The organism is Phormidium yuhuli AB48 (assembly GCF_023983615.1).
Classification (GTDB): Bacteria; Cyanobacteriota; Cyanobacteriia; order Cyanobacteriales; family Geitlerinemataceae; genus Sodalinema; species Sodalinema yuhuli.
The window spans coordinates 1,632,471-1,649,330 of sequence record NZ_CP098611.1 but is presented as its reverse complement, the minus strand read 5'-3'; the positions used below and the strand labels follow the sequence as shown (position 1 = coordinate 1,649,330).

Below are 16,860 nucleotides of genomic sequence, written 5' to 3'. Positions count from 1 at the left end.
TCCTCCCCTGGGAACCCCTGACAGCGGATATCTCCTGATTACAGAGTCAGAGATTGGGGATTGCGTTCAATCAACCCAGCCAAATCTTTCAGGAACGCCGCCGCATCAGCACCGTAAATAATCCGGTGGTCGCAGGTGATGTTCACTTGCATTTGTCGTTTGACCCCCATTAAGCCATCGTCGGTGGCCACCACTTGGGGACGAGAGGCACCAATGGCCAGAATCGAACCCTGTCCCGGGGGCAAAATGGCATCAAAGCGATCGACCCCAAACATTCCTAAATTGGAGAGTGTGAAGGTACCACTGTTGTACTCTTCCGGTTGCAACTGCTTACTGCGAGAGCGGGCCACCAGGTCTTTCCAATTGCGGGAGAGGGAATAAATATCCACCTGGTCAGCATTTTGCAGGACTGGGGTAATCAAGCCCCCATCGGGCATAGCCACAGCCACCGAAACATTGATATTTCCGTTATACTTCACCCCTTGCTCGGTGTAGCTGGCATAGAGTAGGGGGTGTTTTTGTAGGGTAACCGCCACGGCTTTGGCTAACAAGCCGGTCATCGTCACGCCCTTGGACTTGATTTGCTTATAGAGATTATCCAGGGCATCGGTGGTGATGGTATAGCCCACCCGGAACACCGGAACCGACAAACTGGCGGTCATATTGCGGACGACTGCCCCTTGTAGGGTATTGAAGGGAACCACCTGCCCAGGGGTGACGGGGGCGGTAGCGGGGCTGGCAGCGGCTGTCATGGGAACCGGGGCAGCAGCGGGGGCAGCGGGCATCACCGGGGTGACCGTGGGGGCAGAAACGGGCTGTCCGGCGGCCTGTTGCACATCTTCGGCGACGATGCGACCGTAGGGGCCACTGCCTTGCAGCGTGCTTAAGTCCACCTTAAGCTGTTTGGCGAGTTTGCGGGCCCGAGGAGAGGCAACGAGGCGACCACTGGACTGGCTACTGGAGCCATTTTGACTGGTCACCGCCCCAACAGCAGCCGGTTCTGGGGTCGGTTCTGGGGCAGCCGCTGGAGCGGGGGCTGAGGAACTCTGCTGTTGGGCTTTTTCTTGAACTTGGGGGATTTCAGCTTCGGTTTCTGCTAACAGGGCAATGGTGCTACCCACTGGGGCAACTTCCCCATCAGCGACTAGAATGGCGGCTAAGTAACCGTCGTAAAAGGATTCAACATCCATATCGGCTTTGTCGGATTCAACGACAACCACCGTTTCGCCTTTCTCCACCTTGTCTCCCGTGGCTTTGGTCCAGGAGACGATTTTCCCTTCGGTCATGGTGGAACTGAGGGCGGGCATGAAAATTTCGTGGCTCATAGGGGGCGTACCGCGCTCTACACTCGTATGGTCTGCAAATATCCAAAGATACCATATTAGGCAAGGGGCAAGAGGCAATAGGCAATAGGCAATAGGCAATAGGGAAGGGGCAATAGGCAGTAGGGTCACCACAGAGGCACAGAGGACACAGAGAAAAGGGGGAAGGAGCCAAGAAGAACGAGGCAAAAGAAAACAGACGTAGCGTTGCCACGTCTGTTTTAATAGATCCCTTTAAGATGTCGCTCTCAGACTATCCGCGATATTAGGCGGTGCGGTTCCGTTTGCCTTTGAGCATCAAACCGCCTACCGCTAACAATCCCAAGACAGAAGCGGGTTCGGGAACCGGTTGGGGATCGACGATGCTGCGATCGGCCAAATTGCCGACCATGGCCATGCCATCATTGATACATTCGGCGAAAATGTGAGCGATGAAATCCCCACTGGGTAGGAGATTTCTGTCGAAGCTGAAGCCAAAGGTGTAGGTTCCGGTGGCACTGAACTGGCCAAAGTCCAAACCTAAGGCGGCTAGGGTCGAAGCTTCTAACATATTGATGCCACCGACCCGTTCTCCTGAAGCGATGGAGTTGACAACTTTGTATTTTTGGTTGACACCTGATTGCCAGTAGGCATCGTTACTGGCTAAGTCACCAATGCGAGCACCTTCTCCACCGCCAGTTTTGTTGACAGCGAGGTTGTTCACCGTATTGGCATGATGGTTCAGATGGTCGAATCCTGAGTTTATCCCAGCCACGTTCGTTCCAGTGACATTCCGATAAACCCCTGCTTCACTGACGCCGCTGTCGGTGTTGTTGGCAAAGTTAATGGCGAAGAGATTGCCGTTGGCATCATCGAGTCCACTACCGGTGAAGTTGAAGAAGAAATCGCCATAGCTGATGACACCACTCTGAGCGTGACTAGATGTCGCGCCATCAAGACTTAAGTTCGAGTTGATGGCGATGAAGATGTTCTCCCCATCGTCCATCAGCGCCATGCCGTAGAATTCAAATTCACTCTGACTTCCCACTCTAGACTGGGCATTGTGACCATCGGTGAAGGAGTCGATCGTGTAGTTCCATTGAGCCATGGAGGGATTGACTCCTAGACTCAGAGAGGCTAGGGTTAGTCCCGCAGTAAATAGAGATGTTTTGGTTAAGAAGCTAGTATTCATTGTAAATTCCTGGGTCAGTTGGGTTACGTATCAAAACAATAGGTTGCTTGCCCTCATGTACCCAACTTATCGGCAAGACGACATTGAGACAAGGAACTTAGACCCTCTTTGTGAAGTCTACACAGAAGACACTTGATTTTTAAAGGTTCTGTGAAGAGAAAGCGAGTTGGATAATTTTGGAACTTTCATTCAAGAAATTGAAGCTTTAAGGGAAATTACTGAATTTAACCTGAGTAATGTTACGGACTTTGGAGGCAAAGTTGTAATTTTAAAGGATCTTCTAAGAATAAGACAGGCTGTCCAAAAAATATAGGATAAGTAAATATACTTAGCTGGTATATTTTGACTTCTGACACCTTAGTTAACTATTACATTTTTTAACCAAAAAATAAATCACAATCAATTGAAAGACTGAAAAACATAAAGAATTTCATAGCCATTAGTTAAGATTATAAGGATTGGAGGGGACTTTTGGGTGAGACAGAAATCGTCATGTCATAGTCCGTGAAAATAACGACTTTCTAGGTAAGTTGTTATTTTTTATGCGTAATAGTACTGATACTCGGCAATCCCTACAGGTTCTCAGCTCATAGCATTAACAGGATGATTGCAATTGAGGCGAGAAGAACGATGAGTTATCTGTGATCTGGATCTAGTGTTAGCCCCTGGATCCATCACCTGGACAGTTAGGTAGCTGTCACGAGGATTGGGGATGACAATCAATCGATCGCAGGGTTGAGATCGTCGCGGGCTCAAAGATTCCCCAAGATAATAGGGATACTGAATTGACGAAGCCTGATGAATTCCTTGCCATCTTTCAACCCCTGTAGTCCTGACCGGCCTCTGAGGCCGAAAGCCTCTTTTGATTTACGAACTCAACTACAAAGCCTTTTGTGGTCTGTTGAACTCCTGGAATTGCGATTGGACCAAGATGTGATGATCCAGGTGAACCGAGATGCCCTCTTAGAGGAAATCCAACGGGTTCGTACCACGATTGAGGAGACGTGCAATACCTGCGATCGCCTCAGCTACACCTCTGAGACTCTTATTGGGGCCCCATCTCCCTAAAACAGAGCCCGCGAGACTCATCTTCAAGGTCGTTATCCTTCACGTTTAATGTCCTTGCCCATGATTTTTACGGATTCCTACTACTTTTGTCAGTATTTACACTGATAAAATATTGAGCGACAGTTGAATTTGTATCGTAATTATACGCAGATTTTCTACTGGGCTCAACGTCCTTGTTCCACCAAATGAACCCCCATGTTGCACTCCAGCCCTTTTATCATGACCGAGTCGCCTCAGTCCCAGTCTCCGTTCCCCAATGAACAGACTCATGAGTTCCGTACGTCTCTGAATACGATCCTGATGTCTCTCGAACTCCTAACTGATGACAGCCTTGATGAGGAGGAACGTCAGAGTTACCTGAACTTCATTCGTGAGGCGGCTGAACGGATGAAGGATGTTTTAGACAAGTCTCTCTAGTCCCGCTTCTCTAAACCATCGTTTCGTGGCATCATGCTCCGAGACCCTCCTAATTTTAAATCTCTACCTTCGACTTATGCCCTGGCAACGTCCCGATGGTCGCGCTCATAATAGCCTGCGTCCGATTCAGTTTGACCTTAACTTCACCGATTTTGCGACCAGTTCGGTTCTCGCTCATTCGGGCAACACCCGAGTTCTCTGTACAGTGACGGTAGAACCCGGGGTTCCTCCCTTTCTCAAGGATGCCGGCCAGGGCTGGCTCACGGCAGAATATCGGATGTTACCCAGTGCCACACCGGAACGCCAGCGGCGGGAAGTCTTGAAACTCTCCGGACGGACCCAAGAAATTCAACGCTTGATTGGCCGGAGTTTACGAGCGGCTGTGGATTTAAAGGGGTTAGGAGAACGAACACTGCTGATTGATGCTGACGTCTTACAAGCCGATGCAGGAACCCGTACCACGGCTATTACGGGGTCTTGGGTGGCCCTGGCCCTGGCCCTCGATCGCCTGGTGAAGGCTGGAGAATTAGACCGATCACCCCTCAGCCATGCGATCGCCGCCGTTTCCGTCGGCCTCATTGAAGGACAACCGCTTCTGGATCTAAAATATGAGGAGGATGTAGCAGCAGATGTCGATTTGAATGTAGTCATGACCGAGCAATTGGAGGTGATTGAAATTCAAGGAACGGCTGAGTCTGGCAGTTTCTCCCGCTCTCAACTCAATGGCCTACTCGATTTAGCCGAGCAAGGAATCTCAGAACTCCTACAGGCTCAACAAGAAGCCTTATCGAGCCAAGGCTGACAAGGCCCCCAAAGCTCTCCCTCTTGCCTCTTGCCTCTTCCCATCTCCTCTTCCTCTGTGTCCTCTGTGTCTCTGTGGTAACCCTGTTCCCTTCTTCTATGAACATTTTTCGTCAATACATCGCCCCCGCTCTCATTGTTGTTGTTTTCCTGCTGGCCCTACTCGCCACCAGTGCCAGAATTTTTCTGCCTGAGGGCCTGAGTTCCCCAGTCTCCATCGAAGCCCCAACCCCCAGCAACCCCAGTAGTTCCCCTACCTCTTAAGTCTTTTGTTTGTTCCCGGTTATCGTTTACGCAACGGATCACCTCTCGATCGCCCCCAGCTGGTCAAGTTTGCCCGGCGTACCTACCGCGAACTCTACCCGGATCAAGACTTTGCCCATCTCCCCCGACTGATTGAACAGTATTTATCCGCCAAAACCCCTCTCTGGTGGGTGGAAGCCCAACATGACGATGAGGGAGGATTTCCCCATCGCCGTCGGCCCTTGGGCTGTTTGTGGCTGGGAAATGCGGTGGATCAGATTGACGGCGATCGCCATGCCCATATCTTCCTGTTATATGTCGACCCCGACCATCGCCGGCGGGGGATTGGCTCGGCCCTTGTCCACCATGCGGAAACTTGGGCCCGCCGACGGGGCGATCGCCAACTGGGCCTACAAGTCTTCGCCGAGAACCAAAGGGCCATTCATCTCTACGAAAAACTGGGCTATCGCACCTTTTCCCATTGGATGGTGAAGCCCCTAGACTAGCTATTACTGGCTCGGGCTTTCAACTGGGCCGCCATCGATTGCAGAAGGCGTTTCTCCCGCCGCAGTTTTTCCTCTAGGGCCTGGATTTGCTCGCGGCGAGTTTCCAACTCCACGGTACGGCGGGCTAAGTCCTGGCTTTGTAGCGTCAGGGATTGTCGCCACTGTTCCGCTCGCTCAACTTCTTTTTCCAGAAACTCTGGGGTAATCCCTTTACCGAGATATTGACGGACTAACCCCAAAACCCAATCCTTGGCCTCTTTCACCTGCAACACCTGGCGGTTCGGCCCCACCTCCGCAAGCACTAACATTCCCTCGTTATAAAGGTTTGTTTCCATTTCTACAAATTCCTCACCCGAAATGGGGGTCCAGGTTTCATCGGGTTTACGACGGGCTAACAAGCGTAGCGTCGTTTTACCCAACAAACCTTTTTTCGTCACTTGAGCCAGATGTAACATAGGGCGATCGCCTTAAAACCAACAGAGCCAACCAATTCAGAGCTAATCCAGCTCCCTGTCTCTAGGGTAGCTGGATTCGATACCGATGGACTTAGAGTCGACTCAAGCGATTTTGTAACATCGCCACCTGAGTCTCCGCTTCCGCTAACGCCGCTCGGGCACCCTCTACCACAGCTTCGGGAGCTTTATCAACAAAATTCGCATTGCTCAACCGCCCAGCATAGGAGTTCACCTCCGCTTGCGCCTTGGTGAGCCTCTTCTCTATTTTGGCGCGAATTTCCTCAATGTCCACCACCCCCGCCAGAGGAATTAGGACTTGTATCGTTCCTACCACCCCAGCAATGGTTTGTCCGGGTTCTTCCTCTAAAACATCGGTGAGGGTAAATGAGTCCACTTTGGCTAAGTTTTCGATATAGGCCTGTCCCCGTTGCAGAATCCCCCGTTCGCGATCGCTCTGACTTTGTAAAATCACGGCAATCTTGAGACTGGGCTTAATCTCCAACTCCGCCCGCAAATTGCGAATGGTGCGAATGGCCCCGATCAACAACTCGAACCCGGATTCTAACTCATCATCAATCAAGGCTTCATCTATCTGAGGATAGGTTTGAGTCGCCAAACACACCTCATCCCCAGACTGAGTCAGCACCTGCCACACCTCTTCCGTAATATGGGGAAGAAAAGGGTGCAACAGTTTGAGAATCCCATCGAGGACAAACGCCAGAGTTTGCTGGGCCAGCCGTTTCGAGTCCCCATCATCCCCCTGTAATCGAGGTTTGACCAGTTCAATATACCAATCACAGAAATCCCCCCAGATAAACTCATAGAGTCCCTTCGCCGCTTCCCCGAAACCATAGTGATTCAGATAGTCGCAGGTTGTCTCAACTGTTTTCCCAAACCGGGAGAGAATCCAACGGTCTGCCAATTCTAACGCCTCAGGGTTCGGAGTTCCCAACTGTTGCGGCGTTTGCTCATCCAAATACAGCATCACGAAACGGGAGGCGTTCCAGAGTTTATTGGTGAAGTTGCGGGAGGCTTCCACCGAGACCGATTCATCCTTTTGGCGATCGTACTCCAGACGAACATCCTGCCCCGCCCCGGCCACTTCCCGAATTAAGGTATAGCGGAGAGCATCGGTTCCATATTTATTAATCAAAAGCAGAGGGTCAATCCCATTCCCCTTCGACTTGGACATCTTCTGATTGTTCTCATCCCGGACCAACCCGTGGATATAGACATCCTGAAAGGGCATCTTACCGGTCAAATAGCCCGACATCATCGTCATCCGAGCGACCCAGAAAAAGATAATATCAAAGCCCGTCACCAGGGTACTGGTGGGGAAATAGGTCTCGAAATCCTCGGTATTATGGGGCCAGCCCATGGTGGAAAAGGGCCATAGCCCCGAAGAAAACCAGGTATCCAGCACATCTGGGTCGCGAACGAGGTCGGCCCCATCCCCGAAGCGTTCCCGGGCTTTCTCGGTGGCCTCCGCCTCGCTTTTCGCCACAATAAAGGGGGTGTCGTCAGTGATGTCTCCCTCCGTTTCACTCACCACATACCAGGCGGGAATTTGGTGACCCCACCAGAGTTGACGGGAGATGCACCAATCCTGGAGATTCACTAACCAATCCCGATAGACTTTCCGCCAGCGTTCGGGGACCAACTGGGGTGAGTTGTCGTCATCGAGACAGGAGAGGGCGAACTCCGCCAGAGGACGAATTTTGATATACCACTGAGTCGACAGGAGGGGTTCCACGGGAACTTTACCCCGTTCACTGTAGGGGACGCTATGGCTGTAGTCCTCCACTTTGACCAGGAATCCCCCTTCATCGAGGCGTTGCACCACATTTTTACGGGCCACAAAGCGGTCTTGTCCCTCAAACTCCCCAGCATTCTCATTCAGTGACCCATCTTTATTCATGATGTTGATTTGGGGCAGGTTGTGGCGTTGGCCCATGGCGAAATCATTGGGGTCATGAGCGGGGGTCACTTTCACGCAGCCGGTCCCAAATTCTCGGTCGACTAACTCATCGGCGATGATGGGAATCTCCCGATTCATCAGGGGTAGGGTTAGGGTTTTGCCAATGAGAGACTCATAACGGGGGTCTTTGGGGTTCACCGCCACTGCTGTATCCCCCAGCATGGTTTCAGGGCGAGTGGTGGCCACTTCCACGAAGCCGGACCCGTCACTGAGGGGATAGCGGAAATGCCAAAGATGACCATTGACCTCTTTTTGGTCAACTTCGAGGTCAGAGACGGCGGATTGACTTTCGGGACACCAGTTCACCAGGTAATTGCCCCGGTAGATTAAGCCATCGTTGTAGAGACGGATAAAGGCTTCGAGGACGGCTTCCGAGAGACCCTCATCGAGGGTGAAGCGTTCCCGAGTCCAGTCAACGGAAACCCCGAGGCGTCGCAGTTGGTTGGTGATTTTACCGCCGGATTCCGCTTTCCAAGTCCAGGCCCGTTCTAGGAATTTTTCTCGGCCCAGGTCGTCGCGATGTTGGCCCTCGGCTTTGAGTTGGCGATCGAGAATACTCTGAACCGCAATACTGGCATGGTCCGTTCCCGGTAGCCAGAGGGTGTTGCGGCCTTGCATCCGCTGATAGCGAACGAGGGTATCGATGAGGGCACTCTCAAAGGCATGGCCCATGTGGAGACTGCCGGTGACGTTGGGCGGGGGAATGACCACGCAGTAGGGGTCACCGGGGGCGTTGGGGTCGGCTTTGAATACCTGATGGTCTTCCCAGTACTGTTGCCATTTGGCTTCGGTCTGTTGGGGGTCGTATTGGGCGGGAAGATTGACGGTCATTGTGGCCTGCTTGGATGAGTAACGGCGATCGCTGATTTTATCAATTATACGGGCCTGGGTGAGGCCTCTGATGGAGGAAAGATGGCTGAGGGGGTTCGCGATCGCCCCCCATTTGGTGTAAAATAACTAACGGCATCTCTTGGAGAGGTGGCAGAGTGGTCGATTGCGTCCGACTTGAAATCGGATGAAGCGAAAGCTTCCGGGAGTTCGAATCTCCCCCTCTCCGTTCCCCAACTCAATCGCCGACCCTTATTGCTGTTGCAACTTTTGGCGGATTAGGTCGGCGATTTCCTGATTCCCTTGCAGAATCGGCGGTAGGCTTCTAGCTGTCTTCTGTTTTTTGGATTGACGACGGCCGATGAGGAGATAGGTGGTCATTTGACCTTTCCCTTTGATGGCCAAACTACCTCGCTGGGTTAGAACAAAACGACGTTTGAGTAAGTCATAGGTGGCTTGAGAGACCTGAATTTTGCCCGCCAAGCCATGGGATTCCATACGACTGGCGGTGTTGACGGTATCGCCCCAAAGGTCGTAGACAAATTTTTTCAGGCCAATCACCCCCGCCACGACGGGGCCGCTGTGAATGCCAATACGGATATCAAGGCGACTTCCAGCTTGACGGTTTAACTCGGTGATGACTTGCTGCATATCTAGGGCCATGTCGGCGATCGCCTCGGCATGGTCTAATCGGGTGATGGGTAAGCCACCAGCGGCCATGTAGGCATCACCAATGGTTTTGATTTTTTCTAGTTCATAGTGTTCGGTCAGTTGGTCGAAGGCGGAGAAGATATAGTTCAGCAGTTTAACCAGTTCTGTTGCTGAAATCTGAGATGAAAGTTTCGTGAAGCCTACAATATCTGCAAAAAGAATCGTCACTGATTCATACTGTTCAGCAATCGTGGCAGGAGCATCTTTAAGCTGATTGGCAATGCTAGAGGGCAAAATGTTTAAGAGGAGTCGTTCTGTTTTTCGTTGCTCTAGTTTCAAGGCTTCTTCAGCTAATTTTCGCTGAAAAAATTGCCCAATTTGGTTACTGGCTGTGGCCATCATTTGTACCAATTCTTCATCTCGGGGCAATGACCGCTTGCAAAATAAGGTCAAAATTCCTAGACAGTCTTCACCAATCGTCAAGGGACAAAACAACCCAGTACTCAGTCCCATCTGTTTAGCTTCAGGTTGTCGTCGGCTCACCCCATCGTCTAAGGTAGACCGCCACAAAGACTGCTGTTGAACCCAACTCTCTTGAACCCATTGACAGCCATAGCGGAAGCTCAGATCAGTCCATGGATTCCCCTCAAGATGGGGACGAATCCAAAGATCAATACAGCGAAGTTCAGGATCAGCTTCCGCCTCAGTTGAGTTATGTGCTGGGATGGGTTGCCAAAATTCACATACATCCCAAGCGAGTCCTTCACCTAAGCCCTGTAATAGCTTGGGCAAAGCATCCACGAACCCCTGGGCTTGGGATAATACCTGAGTAACGGTGTTATGAGCAATTAAGCGGCGTTCTGCAAGATGTTTTTTGGTGACATCTCGACCAATATAAATAAGCCGCTGTTCCTTATCATTATAACCGTGACTGTCCCCACTGGAATCACTGGCAAACATTGAACAGGTAAACGATATAATGGCTTGCTGATTATTTTTACCCTCTAAAATCAGCTCAAATTGCCGAATAATTTCTCCAGTTTCTTCACACAAAAATCGTTGATTGTCCACAATGTCCACGCTTTTGTCAACAATTAAGTCTGACAAGGAACTTTGAAGTAACTCTGATTCATCATAGCCCAATAAATCTAAAGCAACTTGATTGACTTTAAGAATTTTTCCTGAAAGACTTGTGACAAATAGAGAATCAGGCATGGAGCGCAAAATTTGCTCAATATGCGCCTCCGACGAGGAAAGTTTATTAACGGTTAGGGTTAAATCATTCGAGGCTTGTACTAACGTTTGTTCCAAGCCCATGCGATCCGTTACATTCTCGAAGAGTAACAGTAAACCTTGGGATGTTTGAGGGGAGTTGTCAGGAAGGATATATAAGTCCCAATAGCCGGGAGTTGAGTGGCTCTCAAGGGAACGAGTGATCGCCTTTAACTCAAAATAGGGGTTAACGCCATCCCGAATTAAGTCCATGACGGCTTCGAGACCAAAGAGTTCTGGCAACAGCTCAAAAATATCCTGGCCGACCGCCAAGTCTGCCCCCATACCGACAATCTCCTCGACATTGGCCGAGGTATCCAAGATCCGCGATTGCCCATCAATAACAATATAGTCCAGATGGGGTAGAAGTGACAATTGGAGAAGGGGGCGACTCATGGGGACTTTACTGGGATTTCAAGGGTGAGGTGGGATGAACGTTTCTCAAACTGGATTCACTCTCCCCAGACTTAAGATAGTTTGCCACAAACTTACCGTAGGCTTCGCGGGTGGCGATCGGCAAGCTGTAAAATCCATTGCGGCTGACTTGTCCCGGCCTCGGAGGACAACAGGCCCGAAAGTCGTCAGTCAGTTCACTTTCTGTGGTTTCATAATCAAAGGTAATCTCCTCTCCCATCGCAATTTCCCGTAACGCCACAAAATTAAACGCCCCCCAGGGGTTATCCTGAACTCCAGTGGTGGGGGCATCGGAGTGGTTAATACGAATTGCAGGCTCGTCCATTTCAACATGAACATCCCAATCCACTTGAATCGAGTAAATCGTTCGCTGTGGATACACCCCAACGCGGCGTCCGACGACAACGATTTCCCCTTTCTGAAAAGGACGCAGGGCAAACACTCCCCGTCCTTTCTCCCCAGCGGCGCGAATTTCTACGTCAGTCTTGGTTCCTGCACTCATAATCGTCATAATCTCATGAGGGTGAGTCGGCGCAAAAGCTAATGTGCCCCGATGCTCTTCAGCCACTAGGGTGACACCGAACTGTTCCGATTGTCCACTCTGTTCAAGATTTTCATTCTTATTGCCACGTGAACCCTGTCCTTCACTCCTTGGGAACCCTGAAACAACGGCTCTGGACTCAGAGTCTAGAACGTGTTTGGCGAACCGTAACGGCTCCGAGTTCCGGTCACTCCTCCAACCGACTCCTACATATCCTGGCCTTAGCGGCGATCGTGATGGCCCTGAATGTCATGAGCTACACCCTAGCTAGTTCACTCTTTGTCAGCAATATAGGAGCTGCGGGGTTGCCTCTGTCCTATATTTTAGTGGGCTTAGCCTCTAGTCCTATTTATGGCTGGTTTTCGCAAATTGTCGATCGCATTCCTCATCGCTCGTTATTTCGCTACTGGGCCTTACTGACGGGCAGTGTGATGTTAGGGTTACGGGCCCTGTTATCCTGGGACGTCCCCCCCATCTATTATGCACTCTATGTTGGGGTCTATTTCCTCTGGACGTTACAACTGGACATCTTACTCCCGACTCTAATTTCTGACTATTTCACGTCCCGTGAGTATAAACGCATCGCTTCCTATATCACGGTTTGCCAAGCCATTGGTGGTTTTATGGGTGGCATGATCGTGGGGGTTCTGGCGAACATCCTGGCCACAGCGGACATTCTCCTATTTGTTCCGACTCTCTATCTGGTCGTTTTCGCTCTCGTCTGGAACCTACAACGGCAAGAACAGCCGATTCCCCCTGAAGAGAGCGATCGCCATGCGGATGCTCCCCCGAGTAATCTACCGGAACTGCTGCGTCAATATCCGATTTTCAAATGGCTAGCGGGGTCAACCTTTCTCTGGATTGTCTTGTATGGGATTGCTGAATATCTCTATTTCGATGCCTACGCTCAGTATTTCGCCAACCACCCCCAACGGCTTACAGCCTTTCTCGGCGGTTTTAGTGCTATCAACAGTATTTTGCAAGTCTTGGTTTTATTACTCGTCACCCGGCGACTCCTCATCGGGCGTGTGGGGGTTGATGGAACTAATCCTATTTATCCCATCACTACTGCCCTTTCGTTTCTGGGCCTGAGTTTAGGCTTTGGTGTCGGTTGGGCTTTCCCGGCGGCTCTATTTGCCCATTTCAACTCCTCTACCATCGACACGGCGGTGAATCAACCGGTGTACACCCTCATGTATAACCCAATTCCCAATCGGGATATGGCCAAGGTCCGAGCCCTAACGGATGGTCTCTGTTATGCTCTGGGCCTGGCCACCACGGGAGGGTTTCTCTGGGTTGCCCAAGCCTATCTCGACCCTATGGCCATTGCCCTTTTCGGGACTGGGTTAGGGCTGGTGTTTGTCTTAATTCGTCGCCAACTCAGTCGGGATTACTTCCAGTCCATGGTGACGCGGTTATTTTCTAGCAGCGGTGAGATGGATTTGGAGATGTTGGAAGAACTGTTTTCCCAGGTTCCCAACGGGCAAATTCCCCGGCTTAAAACCCTTTTGCGGGAGGGACAGCCCCAAGAACAGGAGAAAGCGTTACGCCTAGCGGTGGGATTACGGAGTCCGAGTCAGGTCTTGGAGGAGGTTAAACCCCTGGTTTTCCAGAGAGAATTGCCCCAGCGACGGGCGTTATTTCGCTTTTTTGCCAAAACCCCGGAGGATAAATATCTGTCACGGTTTCTGTGGCAGCTTTTAGAATCCCCTGAGCTGGGGGTCCAGTTATTGGCTTTTGAGTCTTTGGTGGCTCGGGGTGAGTCTTTTTCTGAGGGTCAGTTAACCTGGCTACTGAGGAGTCCGGCAGCTACGATTCAAGGGTTGGCTTGTGTGTTGGCCCAGCAATCTGTCAACTTGCCTGAACCCCTCCGAGAAGGCTGTCGCCAATTTTGGGAGTCGTCTTTAGATGATGAGACCAAAACGGTGGTGATTCGGGGTATCCGGAATCTGGGGGATGTGACGATGATTCCTCAGTTGCAGAGTTTGTTAGAAGGGGCTTCTGTGGATGTGCAAATTGAGGGATTGAAGGGATTAGCTCAATTGCAGCCGGAGCAAGATTTAGCGTTGGCAGAGTTGGCTACGGGGTTTTTAGACCATCCTAATCCCGTTGTGCGGGGGGCGGCGGTGGATTTACTGGGGTCGGTTCAGTTAAAGGAGTTCTGGTCTGATATTGCCCGAGGTTTGGAGGATCGGGATATTACGGTGCGAGGGCAGGCGATTAAGGCCCTGGCCCGCTATGAGGACTATAATCTCGATCGCCTAGCTCAGGGATATTTGAATCATTCCCGGATTGAGGTGGCAGAAGCGGCGGTGGCGGTGTTGGCGACGGTGAAGACGAGTCGGGCTTTTCAGTTTTTGGAGAGTTATCTCCAGGCGGATTATCGGCGAGCGGCGTTAATTCGGGATTGGTGGCAACGAATCCCTCAAGGGTCTCCCCAATGGCAACCCCTGATTGGGGTATTTCGCGATCGCACTCAGCGGGTGGTGAATCAAGTCTTTCATGTGCTGTCTTGTTTGGGCAATCGTCGCACTTTGGCGGAAGTACGGCAGTTATTGCAACGGGGAGAGAAGCGCGATCGCGATAATGCGTTGGAAACTCTGGAGACTTTACCTCATCGTCGTTATGTGTTTCCAATTGTGCCTCTAATTGAACATCCAGATGGGCCGGTTTCCTCGTCTCAATTCCCACCAGTGGAGGAGGCACTGGCCCTGTTACAGGAGATGTTTAATACAGAAGATCATTGGATTCGGGCTGGGGCCTTGCGAGTTTGGGTAAGTTACCAGGAAGAATTGCCGGCGGGCCTATTGGGCGATCGCGATCGGGTCGTGAAGGGGTTAATCACGGAAATTACCAAGACTCAGGGATCGGGTCACTTATCCTTTGACCGCATTTTATTTCTCAAAACTTTGGTGTTATTTCAGGAGTTATCTCTAGATGAACTTTGGTCGTTAGATCGAGGGTTTCAGAAACGGACTTACTCAGCGGGGGATCTTTTTTGTGAGGAAGGGGAGTTAGGTAAACAACTTTCTATTATTTATCAAGGGAGGTTACAGGCCTGTTCAAGTTTTTCGGATGAGCCAGTTTTGTTGACTCCGGGTAGCTATTTTGGGGACTTTGGTTTATTTGGAGAAACTCCCTATTCTGCCACCATTACGGCGGAGACGGATGCCTTGCTGCTTTGTTTAAGTAAGGATAGTTTTGATGTGTTGGTGGATGTGATTCCTAAGTTGAACACCTGTCTGGCGATCGCCGCTCGTTATAGTAGTCTTTAGGGAGACTCCCCTACGGTCGTCTCCCTGGAGGATATTGATACAGAGACAATCAAGAGGTCAGGGGTTTCAGGATTAGAGCTATTAGAGGTGAGGGCCTCTCCTCAGAGTTAGGAGTCGCCAGTTAGAGATTGGTTATCTCTACCCCTAACCAAGCCTGGAAATTCTGAGCCTGTTCTGGAGTGGGGTTATCGACTGTCACCACGGTATAATTGGCGGGACGGGGTTCGCTGAGGGTGAGACGCATCATTTTTAGTTCGTCTTGATGGAAGAAACTCAGTTCAATCTCATCCCCCGCGTTAAAGTCTTGCAGGCGATCGCCAAAATCGGTTGCGGTTACCCGCAAGCGGTTAATCGCTAGCAGTTCGTCTCCCGGTTCCAATCCAATCTCCGCTGCTGGGGAACCGGCCTCGACGAAATCGACTAAGGTGATTCCGCGATCGTCACTCACCCGTACTCCCAGAAATGGTGGTTGTTTGGCTTCATCGGTTTTAATCCGTAAGCCAAAGGGTTCGAGATACTCACTTAAGGGTAACTCTTCCGTTCCATGGATATAGCGTTGGAAAAACTCGCTTAAATCTTGACCGGCTGCGGTTTCAAAAGCCGCTTGTAGTTGTTGGGGAGTATAGCCAATTTCCGGTTTCCCAAACTCATCCCACAGGTGACGCAAGACATCGGTGAGCGATCGCGCATTTTGGCTATTACGGCGAATGGTCAAGTCCAGCATCAACGCCACCATTTCCCCTTTGAGATAATAGGAAATTTGCGAGTTATCACTGTTGGCGTCGCGGCGATAGAGTTTAATCCAAGCATCCCAACTGGATTCACTCAGCGGTTGTATCAAACGTCCTGGGGTGTTGTAAAAGCGGGTGACATCTTTACTAAAGATTTTCAGGAAGGCTTTACCCCCATAAATTCCCGACCAGAGGGGAATGAGCATATCATAATAGCTAGTGGCGCCTTCACAGAACCAGAGAGAGGGGGTGTAGTTTTCCGCCTCATAGTCAAAGCGTTCTAACGCCTTGGGTCGAATGCGTTTGACGTTCCAGAGATGGAAAAATTCATGGGCCACCAACTGCATGAAACGACGGTAGCGATCGCGATTTTGGAAGGCTAGGCGGGGATAGTTGAGGGAACAACAGGTTTTATGTTCCAAGCCACCAAAGCCACCGGCGGACAGATGTAGAAGAAAGAGATAGCGATCGTAGGGTAAGCCGTCAAAGAGATTGGCTTCGAGTTCAATGATGCGTTTGGTATCTTCGACGAGGCGATCGAGATTGAGATTTCCCTGTCCCCAAACCACGAACTCATGGAGTTTTCCCAAAACTTCAAAACTACGACGCTCTTGAATCCCCACTTCAAAGGGATTATCGACTAAGGTATCAAAATCAGCGGCGTGAAAGCAGTTCGCTTGATTTTCAACAGCCGGTAGAGTTGTCGCAATTTGCCAATCGGGATGAGGAGGATGAATGGTGACCTCAATGGGGTGATGTTCGAGTCCCGGACTATAGAAAAAGGTCGCCGCACCGTTAAAATAGGCATGGGTTTCATCGAAGTGATTGGTGCGAACAGTGAGGTCGTTGGCAAAGAGGCGATAGGAGATAGAGAGATGCGGCTGATTTTTCGTTTGAATCCGCCATTGATTTTTCGATTGTTTTTGCCAGGTTAGGGGAGTTCCGCTATCGGTTTTTGCGGTAAACTCTTGAATTTGTTTGGCATATTCCCGGACTAAATAAGAGCCAGGAGTCCAGACGGGGAAGGTTAAGTCGAGATGGCCAGCAGTCCAGTTGCGAACCTCCAGGGTGATGTCCAGGAGGTGGGATTGAGGCTGGGACATGGCCACATGGTAGTGGAAGCTCACCTCGGTTTGGGATTGGGGAGTTTGGGAACGGGTTTCAGTCGCTTGTATCACAGTCAGGTT

The 16,860-nt window shown here is 50.8% G+C and carries 13 protein-coding genes and 1 tRNA gene; 7 read left to right on the top strand and 7 right to left on the bottom strand.

The features are described 5' to 3' along the window. Positions 1-38: 38 nt before the first annotated feature. Positions 39-1,325, bottom strand: coding sequence for a dihydrolipoamide acetyltransferase family protein (locus tag NEA10_RS07090; protein WP_252664630.1), 1,287 nt, complete (start codon positions 1,323-1,325; stop codon positions 39-41). A 262-nt stretch (positions 1,326-1,587) separates the two neighbouring features. Further along, positions 1,588-2,493 carry a PEP-CTERM sorting domain-containing protein gene (locus tag NEA10_RS07085; protein ID WP_252664629.1) on the bottom strand — a complete coding sequence of 302 codons (906 nt, stop codon included), beginning with the start codon at positions 2,491-2,493 and terminating at the stop codon, positions 1,588-1,590. Between the two features lie 798 nt (positions 2,494-3,291). Between NEA10_RS07085 and NEA10_RS07080 the strand changes: the two genes are divergently transcribed. The 5 genes from NEA10_RS07080 (at position 3,292) to NEA10_RS07060 (ending at position 5,528) form a co-directional block, all read left to right on the top strand. After that, positions 3,292-3,561, top strand: a complete 270-nt coding sequence (locus NEA10_RS07080) for a hypothetical protein (protein WP_252664628.1) — start codon at positions 3,292-3,294, stop codon at positions 3,559-3,561. Positions 3,562-3,780: 219 nt separating this feature from the next. Then, a complete protein-coding gene (locus NEA10_RS07075) occupies positions 3,781-3,978 on the top strand; it encodes a histidine kinase dimerization/phospho-acceptor domain-containing protein (protein ID WP_252664627.1) in 198 nt (65 codons plus the stop codon). A 76-nt stretch (positions 3,979-4,054) separates the two neighbouring features. Beyond that, entirely contained in the window at positions 4,055-4,780 is a 726-nt protein-coding gene (gene rph / locus NEA10_RS07070; RefSeq protein WP_252664626.1) for a ribonuclease PH, read from the top strand. 98 nt (positions 4,781-4,878) lie between these two features. Next, a complete protein-coding gene (locus NEA10_RS07065) occupies positions 4,879-5,043 on the top strand; it encodes a DUF8624 family small hydrophobic protein (protein ID WP_252664625.1) in 165 nt (54 codons plus the stop codon). A 5-nt stretch (positions 5,044-5,048) separates the two neighbouring features. Next, positions 5,049-5,528 (top strand): GNAT family N-acetyltransferase, encoded by a 480-nt coding sequence (locus tag NEA10_RS07060; RefSeq protein ID WP_252664624.1) that lies wholly within the window; start codon positions 5,049-5,051, stop codon positions 5,526-5,528. On the opposite strand, the gene NEA10_RS07055 is transcribed toward NEA10_RS07060, so the two are convergent. Together NEA10_RS07055 and NEA10_RS07050 are read right to left on the bottom strand one after the other, a co-directional pair. Next, on the bottom strand, positions 5,525-5,983 hold the full coding sequence (locus NEA10_RS07055; protein WP_252664623.1) for an HmpF-related protein: 459 nt from the start codon (positions 5,981-5,983) through the stop codon (positions 5,525-5,527). The genes NEA10_RS07060 and NEA10_RS07055 overlap by 4 nt on opposite strands. Positions 5,984-6,074: 91 nt before the next feature. Beyond that, positions 6,075-8,792, bottom strand: a complete 2,718-nt coding sequence (locus tag NEA10_RS07050) for a valine--tRNA ligase (RefSeq protein WP_252664622.1) — start codon at positions 8,790-8,792, stop codon at positions 6,075-6,077. A 141-nt stretch (positions 8,793-8,933) separates the two neighbouring features. On the opposite strand from NEA10_RS07050, the gene NEA10_RS07045 reads away from it, so the two are divergent. Beyond that, positions 8,934-9,018, top strand: a tRNA-Ser gene (locus tag NEA10_RS07045). Positions 9,019-9,041: 23 nt separating this feature from the next. On the opposite strand, the gene NEA10_RS07040 is transcribed toward NEA10_RS07045, so the two are convergent. After that, on the bottom strand, positions 9,042-11,108 hold the full coding sequence (locus NEA10_RS07040) for an adenylate/guanylate cyclase domain-containing protein (RefSeq protein ID WP_252664621.1): 2,067 nt from the start codon (positions 11,106-11,108) through the stop codon (positions 9,042-9,044). Between the two features lie 7 nt (positions 11,109-11,115). After that, complete coding sequence (locus tag NEA10_RS07035) at positions 11,116-11,637, bottom strand: SET domain-containing protein-lysine N-methyltransferase (RefSeq protein ID WP_252664620.1); 522 nt, start codon at positions 11,635-11,637, stop codon at positions 11,116-11,118. Between the two features lie 119 nt (positions 11,638-11,756). Between NEA10_RS07035 and NEA10_RS07030 the strand changes: the two genes are divergently transcribed. Next, the gene (locus NEA10_RS07030; RefSeq protein WP_252664619.1) at positions 11,757-14,942 is read left to right on the top strand and encodes a HEAT repeat domain-containing protein; all 3,186 of its coding nucleotides are present in this window, start codon (positions 11,757-11,759) and stop codon (positions 14,940-14,942) included. 121 nt (positions 14,943-15,063) lie between these two features. On the opposite strand, the gene NEA10_RS07025 is transcribed toward NEA10_RS07030, so the two are convergent. Beyond that, positions 15,064-16,851, bottom strand: a complete 1,788-nt coding sequence (locus tag NEA10_RS07025; RefSeq protein ID WP_252664618.1) for a M61 family metallopeptidase — start codon at positions 16,849-16,851, stop codon at positions 15,064-15,066. Between the last annotated feature and the right edge of the window lie 9 nt (positions 16,852-16,860).

What these genes read in the sequence shown, in the direction of transcription:
- NEA10_RS07040 (WP_252664621.1), bottom strand. Translation starts at nt 11,108, where the DNA reads ATGAGTCGCCCCCTTCTCCAATTGTCACTTCTACCCCATCTGGACTAT.
- NEA10_RS07055 (WP_252664623.1), bottom strand. Translation starts at nt 5,983, where the DNA reads ATGTTACATCTGGCTCAAGTGACGAAAAAAGGTTTGTTGGGTAAAACG.
- NEA10_RS07035 (WP_252664620.1), bottom strand. Translation starts at nt 11,637, where the DNA reads ATGACGATTATGAGTGCAGGAACCAAGACTGACGTAGAAATTCGCGCC.
- NEA10_RS07075 (WP_252664627.1), top strand. Translation starts at nt 3,781, where the DNA reads ATGACCGAGTCGCCTCAGTCCCAGTCTCCGTTCCCCAATGAACAGACT.
- NEA10_RS07085 (WP_252664629.1), bottom strand. Translation starts at nt 2,493, where the DNA reads ATGAATACTAGCTTCTTAACCAAAACATCTCTATTTACTGCGGGACTA.
- NEA10_RS07050 (WP_252664622.1), bottom strand. Translation starts at nt 8,792, where the DNA reads ATGACCGTCAATCTTCCCGCCCAATACGACCCCCAACAGACCGAAGCC.
- NEA10_RS07065 (WP_252664625.1), top strand. Translation starts at nt 4,879, where the DNA reads ATGAACATTTTTCGTCAATACATCGCCCCCGCTCTCATTGTTGTTGTT.
- NEA10_RS07090 (WP_252664630.1), bottom strand. Translation starts at nt 1,325, where the DNA reads ATGAGCCACGAAATTTTCATGCCCGCCCTCAGTTCCACCATGACCGAA.
- rph (WP_252664626.1), top strand. Translation starts at nt 4,055, where the DNA reads ATGCCCTGGCAACGTCCCGATGGTCGCGCTCATAATAGCCTGCGTCCG.
- NEA10_RS07080 (WP_252664628.1), top strand. Translation starts at nt 3,292, where the DNA reads ATGAATTCCTTGCCATCTTTCAACCCCTGTAGTCCTGACCGGCCTCTG.